General features: G+C 39.1%; 16 protein-coding genes. 10 read left to right on the top strand and 6 right to left on the bottom strand.

The features are described from left to right. Window positions 1–96 precede the first annotated feature (96 nt). Window positions 97–1,218 carry a glycine cleavage system aminomethyltransferase GcvT gene (gene gcvT / locus CZ809_RS02000; protein ID WP_080155766.1) on the bottom strand — a complete coding sequence of 374 codons (1,122 nt, stop codon included), beginning with the start codon at window positions 1,216–1,218 and terminating at the stop codon, window positions 97–99. Window positions 1,219–1,469: 251 nt separating this feature from the next. On the opposite strand from gcvT, the gene gcvH reads away from it, so the two are divergent. From gcvH to CZ809_RS01985, 3 genes are all read left to right on the top strand, one after another. After that, a complete protein-coding gene (gcvH, locus tag CZ809_RS01995) occupies window positions 1,470–1,850 on the top strand; it encodes a glycine cleavage system protein GcvH (protein ID WP_080155765.1) in 381 nt (126 codons plus the stop codon). A gap of 16 nt (window positions 1,851–1,866) precedes the next feature. After that, entirely contained in the window at window positions 1,867–4,746 is a 2,880-nt protein-coding gene (gcvP, locus tag CZ809_RS01990; protein ID WP_080155764.1) for an aminomethyl-transferring glycine dehydrogenase, read from the top strand. 263 nt (window positions 4,747–5,009) lie between these two features. Then, the gene (locus tag CZ809_RS01985; RefSeq protein ID WP_080155763.1) at window positions 5,010–6,125 is read left to right on the top strand and encodes an HD-GYP domain-containing protein; all 1,116 of its coding nucleotides are present in this window, start codon (window positions 5,010–5,012) and stop codon (window positions 6,123–6,125) included. A gap of 8 nt (window positions 6,126–6,133) precedes the next feature. Here the strand turns inward: CZ809_RS01985 and pcp are convergent, their stop codons facing one another. After that, the gene (gene pcp / locus CZ809_RS01980) at window positions 6,134–6,772 is read right to left on the bottom strand and encodes a pyroglutamyl-peptidase I (RefSeq protein WP_080155762.1); all 639 of its coding nucleotides are present in this window, start codon (window positions 6,770–6,772) and stop codon (window positions 6,134–6,136) included. 455 nt (window positions 6,773–7,227) lie between these two features. Between pcp and yfcC the strand changes: the two genes are divergently transcribed. The 5 genes from yfcC (at window position 7,228) to CZ809_RS01955 (ending at window position 11,943) form a co-directional block, all read left to right on the top strand. Next, window positions 7,228–8,703 (top strand): putative basic amino acid antiporter YfcC, encoded by a 1,476-nt coding sequence (gene yfcC / locus CZ809_RS01975; RefSeq protein ID WP_210434270.1) that lies wholly within the window; start codon window positions 7,228–7,230, stop codon window positions 8,701–8,703. A gap of 4 nt (window positions 8,704–8,707) precedes the next feature. After that, a complete protein-coding gene (locus tag CZ809_RS01970; protein WP_080155761.1) occupies window positions 8,708–9,715 on the top strand; it encodes a succinylglutamate desuccinylase/aspartoacylase family protein in 1,008 nt (335 codons plus the stop codon). A gap of 252 nt (window positions 9,716–9,967) precedes the next feature. Then, window positions 9,968–10,567: a LemA family protein gene (locus tag CZ809_RS01965; protein ID WP_080155760.1), complete on the top strand. Its 600-nt coding sequence runs from the start codon at window positions 9,968–9,970 to the stop codon at window positions 10,565–10,567. Continuing rightward, the gene (locus CZ809_RS01960; protein ID WP_080155759.1) at window positions 10,568–11,326 is read left to right on the top strand and encodes a TPM domain-containing protein; all 759 of its coding nucleotides are present in this window, start codon (window positions 10,568–10,570) and stop codon (window positions 11,324–11,326) included. It abuts the gene before it with no gap. Next, window positions 11,326–11,943 carry a TPM domain-containing protein gene (locus CZ809_RS01955; RefSeq protein WP_045037716.1) on the top strand — a complete coding sequence of 206 codons (618 nt, stop codon included), beginning with the start codon at window positions 11,326–11,328 and terminating at the stop codon, window positions 11,941–11,943. The genes CZ809_RS01960 and CZ809_RS01955 overlap by 1 nt, the downstream gene beginning before the upstream one ends. Before the next feature lie 92 nt (window positions 11,944–12,035). On the opposite strand, the gene CZ809_RS01950 is transcribed toward CZ809_RS01955, so the two are convergent. Further along, window positions 12,036–12,287, bottom strand: coding sequence for a hypothetical protein (locus CZ809_RS01950; RefSeq protein WP_080155758.1), 252 nt, complete (start codon window positions 12,285–12,287; stop codon window positions 12,036–12,038). Between the two features lie 382 nt (window positions 12,288–12,669). On the opposite strand from CZ809_RS01950, the gene CZ809_RS01945 reads away from it, so the two are divergent. Beyond that, complete coding sequence (locus tag CZ809_RS01945; protein ID WP_080155757.1) at window positions 12,670–14,913, top strand: peptidase U32 family protein; 2,244 nt, start codon at window positions 12,670–12,672, stop codon at window positions 14,911–14,913. A 297-nt stretch (window positions 14,914–15,210) separates the two neighbouring features. On the opposite strand, the gene CZ809_RS01940 is transcribed toward CZ809_RS01945, so the two are convergent. From CZ809_RS01940 to CZ809_RS01930, 3 genes are all read right to left on the bottom strand, one after another. Next, the gene (locus tag CZ809_RS01940; RefSeq protein WP_080155756.1) at window positions 15,211–16,221 is read right to left on the bottom strand and encodes a transposase; all 1,011 of its coding nucleotides are present in this window, start codon (window positions 16,219–16,221) and stop codon (window positions 15,211–15,213) included. A gap of 123 nt (window positions 16,222–16,344) precedes the next feature. Continuing rightward, the gene (locus CZ809_RS01935; RefSeq protein WP_080155755.1) at window positions 16,345–17,970 is read right to left on the bottom strand and encodes a sulfatase; all 1,626 of its coding nucleotides are present in this window, start codon (window positions 17,968–17,970) and stop codon (window positions 16,345–16,347) included. Between the two features lie 156 nt (window positions 17,971–18,126). Continuing rightward, entirely contained in the window at window positions 18,127–18,645 is a 519-nt protein-coding gene (locus tag CZ809_RS01930; RefSeq protein WP_107276285.1) for a hypothetical protein, read from the bottom strand. A 386-nt stretch (window positions 18,646–19,031) separates the two neighbouring features. Here CZ809_RS01930 and CZ809_RS01925 point away from each other — a divergent pair, with 386 nt between their 5' ends. Beyond that, complete coding sequence (locus CZ809_RS01925) at window positions 19,032–21,149, top strand: S9 family peptidase (protein ID WP_370738009.1); 2,118 nt, start codon at window positions 19,032–19,034, stop codon at window positions 21,147–21,149. The last annotated feature ends 39 nt before the right edge of the window (window positions 21,150–21,188 follow it).

The raw sequence follows: 21,188 nt of genomic DNA, 5'->3' as shown, positions 1-21,188 counted from the left end.
AAAATATTATAAATGTTGCTTAGCTCAATAATGAGGCGTACCTAATACGCCTCAATAAGACGTTTTCTCAACTCTTATTCTTATTAATCATAAACCTTATTTACCTCGAAAATAACGTTGAGCAACAAAGGGCATTTTTGCTACCGTCATCGGCAATCTTTTTCCACGTACTTCGGCAAATAATACTGTATCAATAGCACTATAATGCGGTGTTACATACGCCATCGCAACAGGAATAGATACTGAAGGGCCAAAACTACCACTGGTCACAACCCCGACCTGCTCACCATCGGCATTAAATAATAGACTTCCTTCTCGTACTGGTGCTTTCGTTTGGCCAATCAACCCTATTCGCTTACGATCTACAGCTTTTATTTCAATTTGGGAAAGAATAACATCAGCGCCAATAAACCCACCAGCGCGTTCACCTTCTGTACGGCGTACTTTGCTGATCCCCCACAATAAACTGGCTTCTATTGGCGTGGTCGTTTTATCAAGATCATGACCATATAAACACAATCCACATTCTAAACGCAGTGAATCGCGAGCACCGAGTCCAATCCATTCAACGTGTTTATCTTCAAGTAATGTGGCTGCTAACCTGGTTGCATGTGAGGTGGACACTGAAATTTCAAAACCATCTTCACCCGTATAACCTGAACGGCTGATATAGCATTCTTGACCTAATAACGGTATACGCACAGCATCCATAAATACCATGTCACGTACTTGAGGTGCTAATGTTGCTAAAACATCCACCGCTTTTGGCCCTTGTAATGCCAGCAGTGCTCGATCGTGTATAACTTCAAGTTCTACATCAGCTAATAAATGTGCCTGTAAGTGTGCGATATCTTCTGTTTTGCAGGCTGCATTGACCACAATGAATAAATGATCGCCAAAATTCGTTACCATCAAGTCATCTTCAATGCCCCCTGCTTCATTGGTAAAAAAAGCATAACGCTGCTTTCCTTCAGGTAAATCGACAATATCAACAGGCACTAACATTTCGAGCATTTTAGCTGCATTTTTACCACGTAACCGTAACTGCCCCATATGAGAAACATCAAACAATCCGGCCTCTGCACGACAATGTAAATGCTCTTTTTTAACGCCTAATGCATATTGTACTGGCATTTCATACCCAGCAAATGGCACCATTTTCGCCCCCATATTGACATGTAGATCATGCAGCGGAGTACGTAATAAAGGTTGAGACATAATGATTGACTCCCAATAAGCAACAGCAGTTAAACAATGATTATTTCACCCTACCAAAAACACCACCAGAACAGAAAAACTAATGGTAGAGATCTTGATCGAATCCGCAATATTGTTAAATAGGCATGACAATACGCAAACGAATACGTAGTATTCATATCAATAAATTAACATTGCAGATTCTTAAACGAACAATAAGACGATAAATTAACTGTCTTGCTCATAAAACATTCCACGTAAGGAGTATATACATGGAAACGACATTAAAATTTACAACTAGCCATGAATGGGTACGTGATAATGGTGACGGCACAATTACAATGGGCATTTCAGATCATGCCCAGAAATTGTTAGGCGATGTCGTTTTTGTTGATTTACCCGATATTGGTGATGCCGCAGATGCTGGTTCTACTTTTTCATTAGTCGAGTCAGTTAAAGCTGCATCTGATATTTATGCGCCAGTGAGTGGTCAAATCATTGAAACCAATAGCTCACTTGATGATAGCCCTGAACTGATTAATGACGACCCGTATGGTGAAGGTTGGATTGCTAAAATTAAAGTAGACGATCTATCGCAACTTAGCGAGTTAATAGACAGCGATACTTACCTTGCTTCCATTGCTGAAGACTAACATCAAGGAAAGAAAGATGACTTCTACCACACTGCTCAATGCTCTCAGTGATGATACTCATTTTGCTCAGCGCCATAATGGTCCAAACTTATCGCAACAACAGCAAATGTTAGCGACAATTGGCGCATCTAGTATAGAACAGCTCATTCAGCAAACTCTGCCAGTGGCCATTGCATTACCCCAGCCATTAACATTACCACCCGCTCAAAGCGAAGCGAATATGCTTGCATCACTCAAGCAAATTGCGGCTAAAAACATTGTTAATAAAAGCTATATTGGACAGGGATATTATAATACCCATACGCCAAATGTAATTTTACGCAATATTCTAGAAAATCCAGGTTGGTACACCGCTTATACTCCTTATCAACCTGAAATTTCACAAGGCCGCTTAGAGTCATTGCTTAATTTTCAGCAATTAGTCATGGATATGACGGGCATGGATCTGGCGAATGCTTCACTACTTGATGAAGCAACCGCCGCCGCAGAAGCAATGACACTGTGCCTTCGTGCTGGTAAAAGTAAAAGCACGCAATTTTTCATTGCCGCTAATGTTCATCCGCAAACTATTGATGTTGTTAAAACACGGGCGCACTTTATTGGGGTAGAAATCATTATTGGCGAACCTCAACAATTAAATGATCACAATGTCTTTGGTGGTTTATTACAATACCCCGCCACCAACGGTCAAATTGATGATTTAACCGATATTATTGCCACCGCACATAACAACAAAACCTTAATTACCGTTGCCAGTGATTTACTTGCATTAACGCTATTAACCCCACCCAGTGAAATGGGTGCCGATGTGGTGATTGGCAGCGCACAACGTTTTGGTGTTCCAATGGGGTTTGGTGGACCACATGCTGGCTTTATGGCAACCAAAGATCAGTACAAACGCACTATGCCAGGCCGTGTGATTGGGGTATCTAAAGATGCCAAAGGTAACCGTGCACTTCGAATGGCAATGCAAACCCGTGAACAACATATTCGCCGTGAAAAAGCGACCTCTAATATTTGTACTGCCCAAGCCTTACTTGCCAACATGGCGGCTTTTTATGCGTTATATCATGGACCTGAAGGCCTTAAAAAAATAGGACGGCGGGTACATCACCTTACCGCTATATTAGCCGCAGGTTTACGTGATAATGGCTTTATCATTGAAAATAACACCTTTTTTGATACCCTGACTTTACTCACCGCTGAGAACACAGATAACCTCTATCAACAAGCATTAGATGCCGGTATTAACCTTCGTAAATATGAGCATAAACTCGGCATTAGTATTGATGAAACCACATCAGCCGATGACATTGAAGTGTTACTCACGTTATTAACTGGCAAAGCCTTATCGATTGATCATTACAGTAGCCTAATTGCCGATGACGAATTTGCTGCAATTCCAACACGCTGCCAACGCCAAAGTAATTACCTAACGCACCCTGTTTTTCATCGCTATCATAGTGAAACCAACATGATGCGATACATGAAGCAACTTGAAAATAAAGATTATTCATTGACCCACGGCATGATCCCGCTCGGTAGCTGCACCATGAAACTTAATGCTGCCGCTGAAATGATCCCTGTTACATGGTCTGAATTTGGTCAGTTACACCCATTTGCTCCTGATTCTCAAACATTGGGTTATCAAGAATTAGCCCAAAAGCTATCAACCATGTTATGTAGCATCACAGGTTACGATGCCGTATCACTGCAACCTAACTCAGGCGCACAGGGAGAATATGCAGGCCTAATTGCGATTCAGCGTTACCACCAAGCAAATGGCGATAATCACCGTAATGTGTGTTTAATTCCAAGCTCAGCCCACGGTACCAACCCTGCTTCTGCGGCAATGGTGTCAATGAAAGTGGTTGTGGTCGCTTGTGATGAACAAGGCAATATCGACCTTAATGATTTACAAACAAAAATTGATCAGCACCGTGATAATTTATCCTGCATTATGATCACCTATCCTTCAACCCATGGTGTGTATGAAGAAGGCGTACAGCAAGTGTGTGAGCGTGTCCATGCCGCTGGCGGTCAAGTGTATCTTGATGGTGCTAACATGAACGCTCAAGTGGGATTAACCAGTCCTGGATTTATTGGCTCAGATGTTTCTCACTTAAACCTTCATAAAACCTTCTGCATACCACATGGCGGAGGCGGCCCTGGTGTGGGTCCTATCGGAGTGAAATCTCACCTTAGCCCATTCTTACCCGGACATATTGATAACCAACAGCCACAGAACAATCAATATGCGGTATCGGCAGCAGCACTAGGCTCAGCATCCATTCTTCCGATTTCATACGCGTATATTTCAATGATGGGTGAAGCAGGACTAAAACAAGCGACCGAGTTAGCCATTTTAAATGCCAACTATGTGATGGAACGTTTACGCCCATATTACTCAGTGTTATATCGAGGAACACAAGGTCGCGTCGCCCACGAATGTATTATTGATATTCGTCCGATTAAAGCCGCTTCTGGTATATCAGAAGAAGACATTGCTAAACGCTTAATGGATTACGGCTTTCATGCGCCAACAATGTCGTTCCCTGTTGCTGGCACATTAATGGTTGAACCAACAGAATCAGAAGATTTAACCGAGTTAGATCGTTTTTGTGACGCGATGATTGCCATTCGCGAAGAGATTAATCAGGTACAAACCGGAGCATGGTCTTTGGAAGATAACCCATTAGTCAATGCACCCCACAGCCAAGTTGATTTACGAGCCGCTGAATGGACACATTGTTATAGCCGTGAAATTGCTTGCTTCCCATCTGTGCATACTAAAAATGCCAAATACTGGCCAAGTGTTAATCGAGTTGATAACGTATTTGGAGATCGCAATTTAGTGTGTTCTTGCCCAAGTATTGATAGTTATATAGAAAAGTAATAATAACCATGAATACACGAATTCAACTATTAAAGCGGATCTTTTGATCCGCTTTTTATTTTTTATACACTTAAAAATGATCAGTTTAACAATAATGAAATGGCAATAATTTATATTAATTCACTTGTTAATCTGGTTATTCATTTATTTGTTAATAACCGTTTAAAAAACACTAAAATTAAAAATCAATAAATAACTATACAAGATACTATATTTGATCGAATATAAACCAATATGCATATAGTTATGAATGGGACTTATTGATGTATTCATTTTTAAATTCAACACATACTCTTAATGAACGCTTAAATCTATTTACAGCTTCTGTTAAAAATCTTTATCCTGAAATTATTGGGATCGCAGTTACGCGAATAGATGAAGACGATAATCTTTATTCTGTTTATCGTAGCCCTGACTATGGTGATAATTTTCCAACTTTTATTTCATCAATAAGTCGATCACCGCGTTTAAACAAAATGCGTTCATCATTAGAACCAAGTATTATTGATAATATGCTTTCTCATCAATCATCTGTGAAAAAAATTCATTTACGATTATTACAAAGTAATTGTATTTCAAGTATGGCATGTCCAATTTATACTAATGATACCTTTATTGGTGTGTTATTTATCAATGCTAAAGTAAAAGATTTTTTTAGTGAAAAAGTTAATTATTTCACCACCTTCTCAATTTTGATCACGTTGCTTATTACTGATAATTTTAATAATAAAAAAGCGTTTCATTCGATTGTAAAAACTGTTTTGTTATTAAGTCATCATAAAGATCCTGAAACCCAGAATCATCTAAAAAGAGTTGCTGAATATAGCCGTTTAATTGGGCTTTACTTAGCTAGAAGAGGAAAATGTAATGGTGATTTTGTTGAATCTGTTTATCATTTCTCGGATATGCATGACATAGGAAAATCTTTAATCCCTGAAGATATTTTATATTCAACAGAGATTTACACCGATGAAGAAAGAGCGGTCATGAATCAGCACCCAGATCTAGGCTGCCAGCTTTTATCGAATATTTTAACCACCTTTAAGTACGATAATAACCAAGAACTCAATACCATCCTTAATATTATTCGTCATCATCATGAACGTTATGATGGTAATGGTTATCCAGATAAACTAAAAGGCACCGATATACCATTAGAAGCGCGTATCGTTACAGTAGCTGATGTTATTGATGCTCTATTAAGCCACCGCCCTTATAAGCAACCATGGTCAATAGAAGATGTTGAACTGTATTTAATCAATGGCTCAGGAACACTGTTTGATCCTCTTTGTATTGATGCTATTTTACATTCACTCAATAAAGTTACACTGATTCAGAAACGTTATCCAGATGTTATTGAGGAAGATCTACCACTATAGTTAATTCATTAACAAATAGAGCCACCGCTTAATGGTATGTCAAAAGCATTATCAATGACCGCTTGTGCGGCTATTTTTAACCCTGCAACGATCAGATCTAACGACATACTCGGCTGATCCCCAAATGTTGCTTGCTGTGGCAACAGAGGAATATGAATAAAACCATGACTAATCTGGGTATAACGTAGATAATGCTGAACACCATAAAATAAATGATTACATACAAAAGTGCCGGCTGTATTTGATACCTGACACGGTATCCCTTGTTGCTGAAGGGCTTGAGTGATCGCTTTAATGGGTAATGTAGAAAAATAAGCATTGGGCCCGTTCATAATAATTGGTTGATCGATAGGTTGATTCCCATCATTATCTGCGATGCGAAAATCATCCATATTAATCGCAATACGTTCAGGAGTGATTGCAGCACGTCCACTTGCTTGTCCCACAGTAATAACATAATCAGGTTGATGGTATTTAATTGCCTCAATCACGACTTCAATTGCTTTAAAGCGAGTCACGGGCACTTGGTGAGCAACAATTATGCCGTTATTGAGAACCACACCATCTAATAATTTTACCGCTTCTAATGCAGGATTAATGGACTCACCACCAAAAGGCTCAAAACCTGTCATTAATATTTTTTTCATTCTAAAATCTCTTTTTCAAGTCAAATTAATAACGCGATACCGCGCCTAAAAAGTCATAGCAAAGACGTCTTGTTATTTATATCGTCAAATTCGTATTTATTATGTTGCAACTTTCATGAACAATCGTGATATTTCGCTGAGATTACAAAATTAAACAGGCTGTTTATAGTTAAATATAATGGAGAAAATAGGATATCTATAATAAAAAACCAACTAATAATCATATTCTTATAAAAAATTCTTTATTAAAACCTTGTATTATTCTTATTACTAATAAATATTCCATCAACATATATATAACGCAATATTTTTTATCGTTATAAAAAAAAGATCAAATTGATAAATAACGCATAATAATTGATATTTTGTGCATACTTTATCAATTTATAGCGAATTATATTTTGCACAATTCAATAGATCATCCTAAAACAGCTGATACTGAAAAATCATGGCAAATACCTGACACATTAATCATCATTTTTATCGTTGGCGTATTAGCAACTATTCTCACTTATCTCATTCCGGCAGGCAGTTTTACTCAACATGCAGTGAGCTTTATTGCTGATGGTGTAGAAAAAACACGTGCTGTCATTGATCCAGCATCTTTTAAATATGCCATTGATGCTAATGGTGAAAAAATCTATAACACGGTTGGATTTTTTAGTGCCGGCGGCGGTATTGGCTTAATGAACTTTATGTTCGAAGGCTTAGTTTCTGGTGATAAATGGGGATCAGCTGTTGGCGTGATTATGTTCATGCTGGTTATTGGTGGCGCTTTTGGTGTTGTTATGCGTACTGGCGCCATCGATGCTGGTATTTTAGCCCTCATTCATAAAACAAAAGGCAATGACTTTTTATTCATTCCCGTTCTCTTTGTCTTGTTTTCATTGGGCGGTGCTGTCTTTGGTATGGGTGAAGAAGCGATTGCCTTTGCAATTATTATCGCACCACTCATGTTACGACTTGGTTACGATGGCATTACAACGGTCATGGTCACTTATGTCGCCACTCAAGTCGGTTTTGCATCATCATGGATGAACCCTTTCTCAGTTGCTATTGCTCAAGGTATTGCAGGCATCCCTGTACTTTCAGGTATGACGGTTCGCATTCCATTATGGGTGGGTTTCACTTTAATGGGTGTTATCTTTACCATGCGTTATGCGGCGAAAATCAAACGCAATCCCGAATTATCTTATAGTTTTAAAACTGATCAATTTTTACGTGATAAAACGGCAGAGGTTAAACAATCACAGTGGAGTATCGGTTATACCTTAGTGATCATTACCGTTGCAGTCACAACAGGTTGGGTTGTATGGGGTGTCGTTGCACACGCATGGTATATTCCTGAAATCGCATCGCAATTTTTCACTATGGGCTTTATTGCCGGTATTATCGGTATTATTTTTAAACTTAATAATATGACGCTAAATGATATTGCGACCTCATTTAAAGAAGGTGCTGGCGTCATGCTTGCTCCGGCTCTACTTGTTGGTTGTGCCAAAGGTGTATTATTAATTCTAGGTGATGGTTCTGCTGAAGAACCCAGTGTACTTAATAGTATTTTAAACAGTGCTGGCGGTGCAATCAGTGGCATTCCTGATGTAGCGGCAGTCTGGATCATGTACCTCTTTCAATCTGTGTTTAATTTCTTTGTGACATCAGGATCAGGCCAAGCCGCACTCACCATGCCATTACTGGCACCTTTAGGCGACATTGCGGGCGTTTCTCGTCAAGTAACAGTGCTGGCATTCCAATTAGGTGATGGTTTTACCAATATCGTGGTACCAACATCAGCGTCATTAATGGGAACATTAGGGGTATGTCGTATTGATTGGGGTGATTGGATCCGTTTTAGCTGGCGCTTTATGTTGCTATTGTTCGTTACTTCAAGTGTGACGGTTGTTTGTGCTCACTTAGCTGGATTTAATTAATCACATGACAACGACAAGCACGACCCAACTCACGGGTGACATTATTAATAATATTGCGGTGATTTCAGCATTAAATGTGGACGATCTCGCCATTGGTCAGCATCAGTTTTGGTTCAGCGTTGCGACTAACGCCTTAAATCAAGATCAACATTTACCCGTATGGGTATTTAAAGGCAAGCAAGCGGGCAAGAAAGTAATGATCACCGCAGGCATTCATGGTGATGAACTCAATGGCATTTTAACCGCGCAACAACTGGCCCGTCAGCTACAACATACTGACATTTGTGGCAGCGTGATTATTGTTCCAGCGATTAATCTATCGGGTATTGTTCACCACCATCGTGATTTTCATGGCGCGGATCAAGATTTATCTACTGTGAATCTTAATCGCTATTTCCCCGGTAACAATCAAGGTAATGCCGCTGAACGTTACCTTGCTCAATTGTGGCAATATTTATTATTACCCAATGCCGACATTGCGATAGATCTTCATACTCAAACTACGGGAACCTGTTACCCATTGTATGTGTTTGCTGATTTCCGGATTGAATCAGCGCTGGCGATGGCACGATTAATGACACCAGATGCGATCTTAAATGATCCTGGCGATCAGGGAGTATTAGAAACTGTTTGGAATCAACATGGCGTTAGCGCGATCACCATTGAAGTGGGTAGTGGTAAGATTACTCAACCAACGTTAATTAATCGTGCTGTTATAGGGGTTATGCAAATTATTAAAAACCAACACCATTTAACAACAGCGACCTTGACGCCTTGTGCGATAGAAGCGGATAACGTGACATCTATTCGCGCTGATATCGGTGGGCTAACACTCGCAAATGTTGAGATGCTAGCACCTGTAAGTAAGGGCGATATTATCGCAACACAATATGACCTGTTTGGTAATGAAATTAAACGTTATACCGCTCCTCGTGATGGCATTGTATTAAGCCACAATACTGATGCTTTGCGTGACGCAGGGGCGTTAATTGTACGTCTTATTCACGATTAACCATTAAGTTATCCTCCATCACAATACCCATGCGAAGTTAATAATTAGCATGGGTTATTGTTGATAAACCTCGCATTCTTACAAGGTATGTGAACATTCCCACCATTTCCTTACTCCAACGAACATTGTACAAAAAAAAGACTATTTGCCATCAGTTAGTCACAATTATCAGTGATCATTTACCAACAATGGTGCAATGTATGCTTTACTTGAGTAATAATAATCACTTGAAAGCATAAAAAAAGGAATCTTATGGTGAAGTATCTCAAATCAATCAAATATCTATTTATCGCATTACTGCTTACTCAATTAACAGGTTGTGGTATCAATACCATCCCTACTCTCGATGAACAAGCCAATGCTGATTGGGCCCAAGTACAGAATAATTATCAACGTCGTGCAGATTTAATCCCCAATTTAGTCGCAACGGTTAAAGGTTATGCTGCTCACGAAAAAGACACGTTGACGGCAGTGACAGAAGCAAGATCAAAAGTTTCATCGATGCAAGTCACGCCTGAAACATTAAATAACCCAGAAGCCTTTAAAAAATTTGAAGCCGCTCAAGGTCAATTAAGCAGTGCGTTATCTCGATTGATGGTTGTATCAGAACGCTATCCAGATCTAAAAGCTAACCAACAATTTATCGCACTTCAAGCACAGCTAGAAGGCACAGAAAATCGTATCGCTGTTGCGCGTCGCGATTACATCAATGCAGTAAAAGCTTTTAATACTGAAATTCGTACTTTCCCTGGCCGTTTATGGCACTGGGCAATGTATAGCGATCTAAAAATCAAACCTAACTTTACAGCAACAACACCTAACGCTGATGTTGCGCCTAAGGTTGAATTCTAAATGAAAAAAGTCCTACTTATCTGTGGGCTTTTGTTGTTCATCAGCCAAAGTGCATTGGCTGCAATCACTTTCCCTGAATTAACAGGGAGAGTGGTCGACGACGCTCATATGCTAAATGAAGCTCAAACTCAGCAACTTGAGCAAACGCTTGCCGCAGAAGAAAAATCATCGTCCAACCAAGTGGTGGTAGTAACCGTACCGTCAACTAATGGCATTCCAATTGCCGATTATGGCTATCAACTCGGTCGTACTTGGGGAATTGGACAGAAACAACATGACAATGGCGTATTATTAATTATCGCTAAAAATGACAAAAAAATGCGTATAGAAGTCGGTTATGGTTTAGAGGGTGCATTACCTGATGCGATTGCGATTAATATTATAAATAATCACATTAAACCCGCTTTTAAAGCCGGTAAGTTTGCAACGGGAATCGATAATGGTGTAACAGCTATCATTGCTGCTATCCATGGTGAATACAAACCTGTTGTGACAGAAGATAAACCACCCTACGATTTCTATTTGTTTATTTTATTTGTAGTGATCATTCAAATTGTTGCCTTTAGCCGTCGTCGTCGCAACCGTTCAACCTATTATGGCCGCGATGGTGATGTCTTCACCAGTGGTGGTTTTGGATCACACCGTGGCGGCTCTAGTGGCTTTGACGGTGGTTTCGGAGGAGGTAGTGGCGGCAGCGGTGGTGGTTTTAGTGGTGGCGGCGGTGGCTTCGGCGGCGGCGGTGCATCAGGAGGATGGTAATGAAATTATTTACAAATGAACAACTACAAACAATTAGCCAAACCATCAGTGATATGGAAAAAACCACCGATGCTGAATTAATTACCGTGATGGCAACAAAAGCGGATGACTATTACTTTGTTCCAACCTTGTGGGCTGCCATTATTGCGCTATTTGTTCCTGCACTGTTAATCATTACTCCATTATGGTTAGAGCTAACGGATATTCTATTAGTGCAATTAGCTGCTTTTGTTGTTCTAACATTGATCTTTCGTATTCCAGCCATTAAGTACTGTTTATTACCAAAAGTAGTTAAACATCGCCGTGCAAGTCTGGTTGCTCGTGAGCAGTTTTTAGCCAATGGTGTTCATCGTACTAAACAGCATTTAGGGGTAATGATCTTTGTTTGCGAAGCTGAGCATTATGTTGAAATTTTAACAGATTATGGCATTAATGATTGTATCAGTGATGAAGCATGGCAAAGCATAGTCCGAGATTTCACCAAAGATGTTAAAGCAGGAAAAACGTTTGAAGGCTTTATTCAGTGTTTACAGCAATCTGGTAAATTATTAACTAACGCCCTACCGTACACGGAAGAAAAAAATGAATTACCTAACTGTTTAGTCGTTATTGATTAACATGTGAAATAATTCACCACTAATATTAATTGTTGAAATAGCCTGAGGTTATTTCAACAATTTATTTAAATATCATTTTTATTATACAATTTTTAACGCTCTAATCGCTCTATATGTTTTAATAAATACTCTTCAATTTGAAATAATCGCATTATTGGCGATTTTAATTCTTTTGTTTCATTACGAGCATAAGATCTTAATTCAAATAAACATTTCAAATACTTTTGATTAACTATCGATTCAATCTCAACCCCAAACTCAGTTAATATTTGATCTTGAATGGTTTTAATATCTCTACGTTGATTATGTTTAGCATTCGCTGATAAAGAAGCTTGGACAGCCATATATTTTAGTACGTTTACCACCAGTAACTTTAAGCTTTAAATATGGTTAATCAGGAAATCATAGACAAATCATGGGCAGACAAATCAAAGACAAATCAAAGACAAATCAAAGACAAATCATGGGACAGCCAAAAGATGATTAAGATAATTGGACACCCATATGTTGTAATTCATCAGCTATAAGTAACCTTGATGTTGCTGTAATCATCCACAATTGTAATGTAACGTTATAACGACCCTCTCATCTAACTTTACATGCATACATTTACATTTCTTTGATTGATTTATATCAACAAAAGCCTATTTTATGGTATTACCCTACAGATACAGATAGAATGCCCTCTCAAAAATTACAAGAAAAGCATTGAGTAGGTTATTTCGCATGAGTAGAAAAATAGAATTATTGGCACCGGGTGGTGACGTAGAAGCAATTAAAGCGGCGATTGTTGCTGGTGCAAATGCCGTCTACTGTGGTTTAGATATGTTCAATGCCCGTAACCGCGCCTCCAATCTTTCATATGATGAGCTAAATGGCGTATTACGACTGGCACATGAGCACAACTGTGAAGTCTTCTTAACGCTCAATGTCGTAATATTAGAACACGAGGTTGTTAGCTTGGTACGCTTGCTAAATAAACTGGTTAACAGTGGCATTGATGGCATCATCGTACAAGATTTGGGTATCTTCAACATTGTTAAAAAGCATTTCCCATCATTACATATCCATGCATCTACTCAGTTAACAACCCACAACGAAGGTCAAATTTTATTCTTACACAAAATCGGCGCTACACGAGTTAACTTATCGCGTGAGCTCAACCTTGGTGAGATTAAAGCATTAACAACCGTCGCTCATGATCATGATGTATTAACTGAAGTCTTTGTCCATGGCGCATTATGTATCGCTTTCTCTGGTCAATGTTACTCAAGTTCAGTCAGTGTCGGTAACTCAGGTAACCGTGGTCGTTGTAGCCAAGCTTGCCGTGACGAATACGAAGTGACCGCTGAAGGTCATCGCTTCCCGCTTAACTTAAAAGATAATTCAGCCTACTTTGATTTACCTGAACTGGTCGATGCAGGGGTTGATTCATTAAAAGTCGAAGGCCGTATTAAAGGCGCCCACTATGTTTACACTGTGGTTGATACATGGCGCAAACAGATCAATAACTTTATTGAATCAGGTAAGTTATTAGCTGACGATAGCAATTTACATAAAGTCTTTAACCGTAGCTTCACTAACTCATTTTTACAGGGCGATCTCAACAAGAAAATGTTTACCGATAACCCGCGTGATAACAGTGTTAATTATGCGGTTGAAAAAAACAATGCTATTTCTGTTGTTCAAATCCATGATGTAAAACAAGATCTTTATAATGAAAAAAATGCATTAGGTGCTGAACTAGCCGATAAGATTAAAGATCTAAGCATTGATAAAGTTGCTCTAACATTGGCTTTTACTGCCAAAGAAAACACACCGCTAACACTTAATATCATAGCAGGTAACACCTCATTTGAAGTAAAAACTGATTCGTTATTACGCATAGCAGATGAAATTGCCATTACATCAGAAACGCTAGATAAACGCTTCCGTAGTTTTAATAATGCAACGTTTGATCTAGCGCCAATGAACTTTGACAACTTTGATGCTAACTTAACGGTGCCGTTTAAAGAAATTACGGTTCTAAAAAACCAAGCAGCATTTTTATTAAATGGCTCTCGTGAGGTAATTAAGCATGTTGATGTACCCGCTTTACCTAAACACGATAAAGTATCATCAACACCTAAACTATCGTTACTGATTGCCAATGAAAAAGATTTACACCTTACTGATGTAACAGATGCTGATATCTACTTCAAACTTCCTGAAAGCTTGAAAAAGAACTGTCTTAAGCACATTACGTTATTACAAGAAAACCCTCGTTTGATTCCTTGGTTCCCAGCGGTATTAATTGGTAAAGATTATTTAGAATCAGTCAAAATCCTTGAGCAAGTGAAACCTAAGCGTATCGTAACTAACAATACGGGTATTGCTTATAAAGCTTATGAAATGGGTATCGAGTGGGTGGCAGGACCGTTCTTAAATACCACCAACTCACACGCTCTTCTTACGTTAAAAGAAGAATTAAACTGTGCTGGTGCCTTTATTTCTAACGAGATCAACCGTGGTCAAATCAGAAATATTACCCGTCCAGAAAACTTTAAGCTCTGTTACAGCATTTATCATCCAATCCTGATGATGACCAGCCGTCAATGTTTCTTCCAACAAACCGTTGGCTGTAAGAAACCGGCCATTGAAGCTGGCTGTATGCTGAAATGCGAAAAAGCGACCACCATTACTAATGTAAAAGGTATTTCATTTGCGGTTGATAAACAAAAAGGTGGCTACCCAAGTATTTACAATCATGAGCAGTTCCTAAACTTTGATGCAGTGAATGATTTCTCGCATTTGTTTGACGAGTTCTTTATTGATTTAACCAACATCGGTGCAGGTTCAAAGCAAGAACAAGACAAAGTAGAACTAATCAAACACTTTGAAGCACTACTTGCTGGTAATGATGACGCTAAAGCTGAACTGGATAATTTAGTGCCTATCTCAACTAATGCCCAATATGTTCAGGGTTTATAAGCGTTAGCGGTATGGCTTAGTCTCAACAACAAAATAAAATAATATTAGACAGCCTGCTATTTTAGGGGTTGTCTTTTGTTTATGTGCTTTATGCTGGACAGCCAAATATATTAGCTCTTAAATAGAGCCCCCCAAAAACAAACCATTCCACCAGCAATAAATTCTCAATTCTAAAAATTACAGCTTATTGTTTATAATTCATCACTAAATCGGTTCTGTTAGCATATTTCAGGATCAAAAAAGCCCACAATCCTGACAGTTATTGCGGTATTTTCATCTGATAATAAGAAACTATATCTAATTAGGATGTAACTGGTGACTCGCTGACTTCCCTTTGCACCAATGCCCACCAACATGTTGTTTGAATGCACACATTCGGGACCATTTCCCGCTTACATTGGCATAATGCTCCATAAATTGTTCACTGTGTTCAAGCCAAGCATCTGGTGTTATTCCCATTTGCTGTAAAATCTTGGGTTGATTAGGTGCAATAAAGCCTTTTTTATCATTTCGAATACACCGACCAGTCCAGTCAATCAGTTCAAGGTAATCAGCAAAAGCAAAGTTTATCCCCGCTTTTTTTGCCTGATGTTCAGCACCAACAAAAGGTAATAATGTAAAATGATTAGTACTTGATGGCGTTTTCTTTGAACTGGAAGCTTTAGCATGATGGTATTCACGAATACGTTGTTGAATAGAGGTAAAATCAGACTGCTCTAATGAAGGTGTAATGCCAGCCCTAATTGGATTTAGATCAACGTACATCATGCAAGATAATAACGCTTGCTCGTCCAGTAGTGCCTGAGACTTAAATCGCCCTTCCCAAAACGCGCCTTTACATTGATCTTCTTTATTGGCTTTTCGTGCTATTTCTTCATTAAGACAGCGCATAAACCAACTAATACTGCCTAATCGTTGTTGCCATTCAGCCACTAAATTTGATAATGCTTGTTGTTTATCCGAGCCAATTTGACCCTCTTTTAAAAAATCGACCGCAATAGGATGACCATTAAATAACTGTAACCAGCGTGATATCACCGCTTCTGGCGTTAGCTTTTGCTGCTGTTCGGTGTCTATTTTAAGCACTAAATGATAATGGTTACTCATCACCGCATAAGCACAAACATCAATACAAAACACAGAGGCTAATTGTTTGATTTTATTTACTATCCAACCACGACGATGGTGATATTTTTTGCCATTGTATGGGTCATCTCCACACAAATAAGCACGACGCACGCAGCGATTAATCACATGATAAAAGGGCGTGATTTGAGGTTCTATCAATTTTCGTCTTGAGATTGTCATTCGTTTCACCATAAGCAACTTGAAGCTTAACTGTAGTAGCTCATAGTTAATATGCAAAGTTATGGCTGTCCCCAAATAAAAGGCCACCGCTTCAACAACACAGTGGCTTTTCATAATTTGGAATTACTGTAAGTATGCTGGAATACCGTTGTTTTCAAATTTAGCTAGGATCTTGGTAATAAAATCACCGCTCTCATTATCAAAGTCTTTCATTCCAAACGGTAATACTTCATTTTTGGGTAACCACTGCGCCATCTTGGTTTTAATCGCTTGGTATTGTTTATCGGCGGCTAAATTATGATGTTCGTCAGCATCAACGCTACGATCATAAAGTTCTTCACCCCCATCACGATAACGAATATAAGTGTAACGCTGATCACGAATCGCATGGCATTGATAACCATAAGTGGTGACGACAGGAATTTTACGATCAAAGTTTGGGTTTCTAAGTAATGGCACCAGTGAAATACCTTCATTAGTGGCAACGTTCGGTAAACCACACATCTCAACCAGAGTTGGATAAACATCAAGCAAACTTACCGCTTGGCGACATATTTTACCTTGCTTCTGCCCTGCTTCGCTGATTAATAGCGGCACTCGCGTTGATTCTCCCCATAAGGTTTGCTTGCGATAATTCATGTGCTCACCAAAGTTCTGGCCGTGATCGCCCCAAAAGATGACGGTGGTGTTATTTGCATGTGGGCTAGCTTCTAGAGTATCAAGCAACTTTCCCACTTGCGCATCAACAAAGGCAATACAGGCGAGATAAGCTTGGACTAACTCTTTACGCATTTTGGTTTTTTCAACCGCTGCCGCATCACCATTTGGAATGATCCCCAATGCTAACGCTTTACCGTATAATGGAACATCAGCCATTTCTTTGCTTATTGTGTCAGGCACAATCACATCATCAAGTGGGAATAAATCAAAATACTCTTTTGGGGCAGTGTAAGGTACATGTGGACGAATAAAGCCACACGCCATAAAAAACGGCTTATCATAGGTTTTCTTAAGCCGTTCAACCGTCCAATCAGCAAAATATTCATCAGGCATAACACCACCATTAGGAATATCCCGTCGTTCTAACGCACCACTGCACAAAGACATACCCGGTGTACCTGGACCGTAGTGTTCAGATTGAATAATTTGTCCCCCACCAACAGGGAATGGATAATATTTATGATCATCTTTACCGTATGAACCATAGCCGTAACCATTGGCAAAAATATGCGCATCACGAGGGCCGATAACATAGAGTGGAACTTCTTCATGCCACTGCTCTGCATGACGAAAATCCGCAGTACCATGATGAGATATTTTCCCTGATGCCATGGTGTAATAGCCGTTACTTTTAAAGTGCTGTGGTAAGACGGGAGAACTACCTAAAACAGACTCAGCAACAGGCGAAAACGGTTTGATACCTAGCTCTTTATTGGTGTATAGCCCTGTTGTCGTTGGGCTCATTCCCGTTAATAAAGCTGTACGCGAAGGTCCGCACACTGGCACTTGGCAATGAGCATTGGTAAACGCAGTTGAACGATGAAACAAACGATCAATATTAGGCGTTTTTGCTTGTGGATGCGCACCTAAAGCACCAATCCAATCATTAAGATCGTCAATGGCAATAAACAACACATTATTCTTTTTAGGCGCTATCGGTTGCCCCATCACTCCCATACTGGTTAATGCTGCAGCAGACACAGACATTGAAGCTGCATAATGGATAAATGAACGTCTAGTTACTTTCATATGTTTTCTTTAAATTAAAATCAAAAGTAAATGAAAGTATCTATAGTCTTTAAAAACAAACAATCATAAAATTTCAGAATCAAACGATCATCACAATTTTACTGGTAATCAATTTAATAACGGTATTTGATTCCTATTATGATTGCTTGTAAATCTCTAGTTTATAAAATCATAATTATTATTAAATATCTTCTGAGTACTCTTTTGATAACGTTGCACTAACTCAATAATATCATTAAATTGCACTGCATCATTAACGGTATAATTAACGGCTACCGTCTCTAATGGCATTGAAACTGACGCATAATGCTGAGTGTTATAAGTCACTACGGTTGATAAATGAAGAGTAATATTGGTATTAAAATACGCTGTTGATAACTGCATTTTTTCACCAGCAGAAAGCGTTTTATTTGCCTCATTTACATCATTATTGAGTTCGGTTGTGAGTTGTTTAACGATCGTTGTAATCGGTGCGGTTACCGTTAGCAGTGTTTCTTCATTACTCGTAATAACAACCGTCGACAATAAATGTTGAGAATATACCTGACCTAAATGTAGTGTTTTACCATTAACGTTAACCTCATGTTGAGGTTCTAACGTCATATACAGATCTCTTACACCAATCAGCCCAGCAAAAATCAGTACACTTACTGCAATAACACGTCTTTTTTTCATTTAATAACAATTTATTCGATCATAATCTTATTTCATCATAAATAGTTACCCTGTATTTTTTGTGATCTTTATCACGCTTGATTGGCCGTTTTTATTCATTCTTATATGTTAAGAATAGAAATGTAGCCCTCTTTTATAAATCACATAAAAACCAATAACTTCAGCTAGATAACTCAATAATGAAAACATCAATTACTGTTCTGCTTTCTCCTCTCAATAAGCATCTTCAATTCATGTAGCCATTAGTCATTCTATTTTGTAAAACGAAGGATTGAAAAAGCCACCAATAGCCCCAAGGTTATTACCATCAAAGCAAATAATATTGCTGTATCTATTGGTTTTACTCAGTGGTTTATCTCACCCAGTAGCCACAAAAGGACAACACTTTGAACGACACAACATCAGCATCAGCGACATCTCATGATAATAGCAACACTCAGGCCGTGAGCGCCCCTGTTGCTAAGAAAATCCCCCATGAGATGAGCATCCATAATGATACGCGTATTGATGATTACTATTGGATGCGAGATGACAGCCGCACAGATCCTGAGATCATCGCGCATCTAAATGCTGAAAATAGTTACACAGATGCAGTAATGGCACACACCACTGCATTACAGCAAACATTATTTGATGAGCTAAAAGGACGTATTGTTAAAGATGATAATACCGTCCCTGTAAAGCAAGGCAGTTATTACTATTCAAGTGAAGTCTCTGGCGATAATGAATACCCTATTTCAGTGCGCGCTACTGATTTTTCGGGTACCGATAAGCAAGTCTTACTCGATCTAAACCAACTCGCATCTGAGCATGATTACTATGATGTTTCCAGTGTCAGCATTAGCCTTAACGAAAACTTATTAGCTTATGGTGAAGACACGGTAAGCCGTCGTATTTACACCATTAAAATTAAAGATCTCACCACAGGTCAGTACCTTGCTGATGAAATTACAGGTACTAGCGGCTCTGTTGCTTGGCAAAATGATAACCAAGCGTTTTACTATATTCACAAAGACCCACAAACCTTATTAGGTTATCAGGTTTATCGTCACCGCTTAGGTACACCACAAGCTGACGATCAGTTAATCTTTGAGGAAACCGATCAGACTTTTTACACCTCAATCGGTAAAAGCAAAGACAACTCTCTGGTTTACATCTGGCATTCAAGTACTGAAACTAGCGCCGTTTCTTTCATTGATGCTAACGATGCCAATGCGCAAGCTGTATCGTTCTTAGATCGTGAAGTTGGCTTGGAATACAGTATTTCTAAGCTTGATGACTGGTTCTATATTCACACTAACTATGAAGCGGTTAACTTCCGTTTAATGAAAGTGGCTACAACTGATATCGCCAATAAAGATCATTGGCAAGACGTGATCCCTGCGCAAGAAGGCGCAATGTTGGAAGATTACGAGATCTTTAATGATTATCTAGTATATCAGCAGCGTGAGAATGGCTTAACTCGCATTACTGTGCGTGATCTGCACACTCAACAGCAGCAACAATTACATTTCAACGATGAAGCATTCACACTTTATCTTTACGGTAATAAAGAGATTGATTCAGACAAATTACGCCTGTATTACTCAAGCATGACCACACCAGGTACTCACTACGATTTTAATCTGAACGATGGCAGTAATGTAGTACTCAAGCAAGCACAAATTCTCGGTGATTTTGATGCGAATAATTACCGTTCTGAACGTATTATGATACCCGCTCGTGATGGTAAATCCGTTCCGGTATCACTGGTTTATCGTAAAGATTGCTTTAAAAAAGATGGCACTAACCCGTTGTATCAATATGGTTATGGATCATACGGCGCTATCATTGACCCAAGCTTTTCATCAACTCGTTTAAGCTTATTAGATCGCGGTTTTGTGTATGCGATTGCGCATATTCGTGGTTCTGAAATGTTGGGCCGCCCTTGGTATGAAGATGGTAAGAAACTCACCAAGCAAAACACCTTTAATGACTTTATTGATGTTACCCGATCATTAGTAGAACAAGGCTATGGCGCAAAAGACAAGATCTTCGCTGTCGGTGGCTCTGCGGGCGGTTTATTAATGGGCGCGATTATCAACCAAGCCCCTGAGCTTTACTGTGGCGTTGCAGCTCACGTACCGTTTGTTGATATTGTTACCACCATGCTTGATGAATCAATTCCACTAACAACTAACGAGTATGATGAGTGGGGAAATCCTAACCACAAAGAGTACTACGACTACATGTTGAGCTATTCACCCTACGATAACATTGCCGCTCATGACTACCCTCACCTATTGGTGACGACGGGGTTACATGATTCGCAGGTGCAGTATTTCGAGCCAATGAAATGGGTTGCTAAGCTGCGTGATGTTAAAACGAACGATAACCGTCTGTTGTTTAAAGTAGATATGGAAGCAGGTCATGGTGGCGCATCAGGTCGCTTTAAGGCTCTCCATGAAGATGCACTTGAATACGCGTTCTTTATTGATCTATTGGCTGAACAGAAATTAATCTAGCTGAACCGTAATAAGTTATCAACGCATAACATTATGCGT

The sequence above is a fragment of the Photobacterium piscicola genome, assembly GCF_900166965.1.
Lineage (GTDB): Bacteria > Pseudomonadota > Gammaproteobacteria > Enterobacterales > Vibrionaceae > Photobacterium > Photobacterium piscicola.
Note: the sequence above shows the minus strand (reverse complement) of the source record. Positions and strands in the feature narration are given on the sequence as shown.

What these genes read in the sequence shown, in the direction of transcription:
- gcvT (WP_080155766.1), bottom strand. Translation starts at nt 1,218, where the DNA reads ATGTCTCAACCTTTATTACGTACTCCGCTGCATGATCTACATGTCAAT.
- gcvH (WP_080155765.1), top strand. Translation starts at nt 1,470, where the DNA reads ATGGAAACGACATTAAAATTTACAACTAGCCATGAATGGGTACGTGAT.
- gcvP (WP_080155764.1), top strand. Translation starts at nt 1,867, where the DNA reads ATGACTTCTACCACACTGCTCAATGCTCTCAGTGATGATACTCATTTT.
- CZ809_RS01985 (WP_080155763.1), top strand. Translation starts at nt 5,010, where the DNA reads ATGTATTCATTTTTAAATTCAACACATACTCTTAATGAACGCTTAAAT.
- pcp (WP_080155762.1), bottom strand. Translation starts at nt 6,772, where the DNA reads ATGAAAAAAATATTAATGACAGGTTTTGAGCCTTTTGGTGGTGAGTCC.
- CZ809_RS01970 (WP_080155761.1), top strand. Translation starts at nt 8,708, where the DNA reads ATGACAACGACAAGCACGACCCAACTCACGGGTGACATTATTAATAAT.
- CZ809_RS01965 (WP_080155760.1), top strand. Translation starts at nt 9,968, where the DNA reads ATGGTGAAGTATCTCAAATCAATCAAATATCTATTTATCGCATTACTG.
- CZ809_RS01960 (WP_080155759.1), top strand. Translation starts at nt 10,568, where the DNA reads ATGAAAAAAGTCCTACTTATCTGTGGGCTTTTGTTGTTCATCAGCCAA.
- CZ809_RS01955 (WP_045037716.1), top strand. Translation starts at nt 11,326, where the DNA reads ATGAAATTATTTACAAATGAACAACTACAAACAATTAGCCAAACCATC.
- CZ809_RS01950 (WP_080155758.1), bottom strand. Translation starts at nt 12,287, where the DNA reads ATGGCTGTCCAAGCTTCTTTATCAGCGAATGCTAAACATAATCAACGT.
- CZ809_RS01945 (WP_080155757.1), top strand. Translation starts at nt 12,670, where the DNA reads ATGAGTAGAAAAATAGAATTATTGGCACCGGGTGGTGACGTAGAAGCA.
- CZ809_RS01940 (WP_080155756.1), bottom strand. Translation starts at nt 16,221, where the DNA reads ATGACAATCTCAAGACGAAAATTGATAGAACCTCAAATCACGCCCTTT.
- CZ809_RS01935 (WP_080155755.1), bottom strand. Translation starts at nt 17,970, where the DNA reads ATGAAAGTAACTAGACGTTCATTTATCCATTATGCAGCTTCAATGTCT.
- CZ809_RS01930 (WP_107276285.1), bottom strand. Translation starts at nt 18,645, where the DNA reads ATGAAAAAAAGACGTGTTATTGCAGTAAGTGTACTGATTTTTGCTGGG.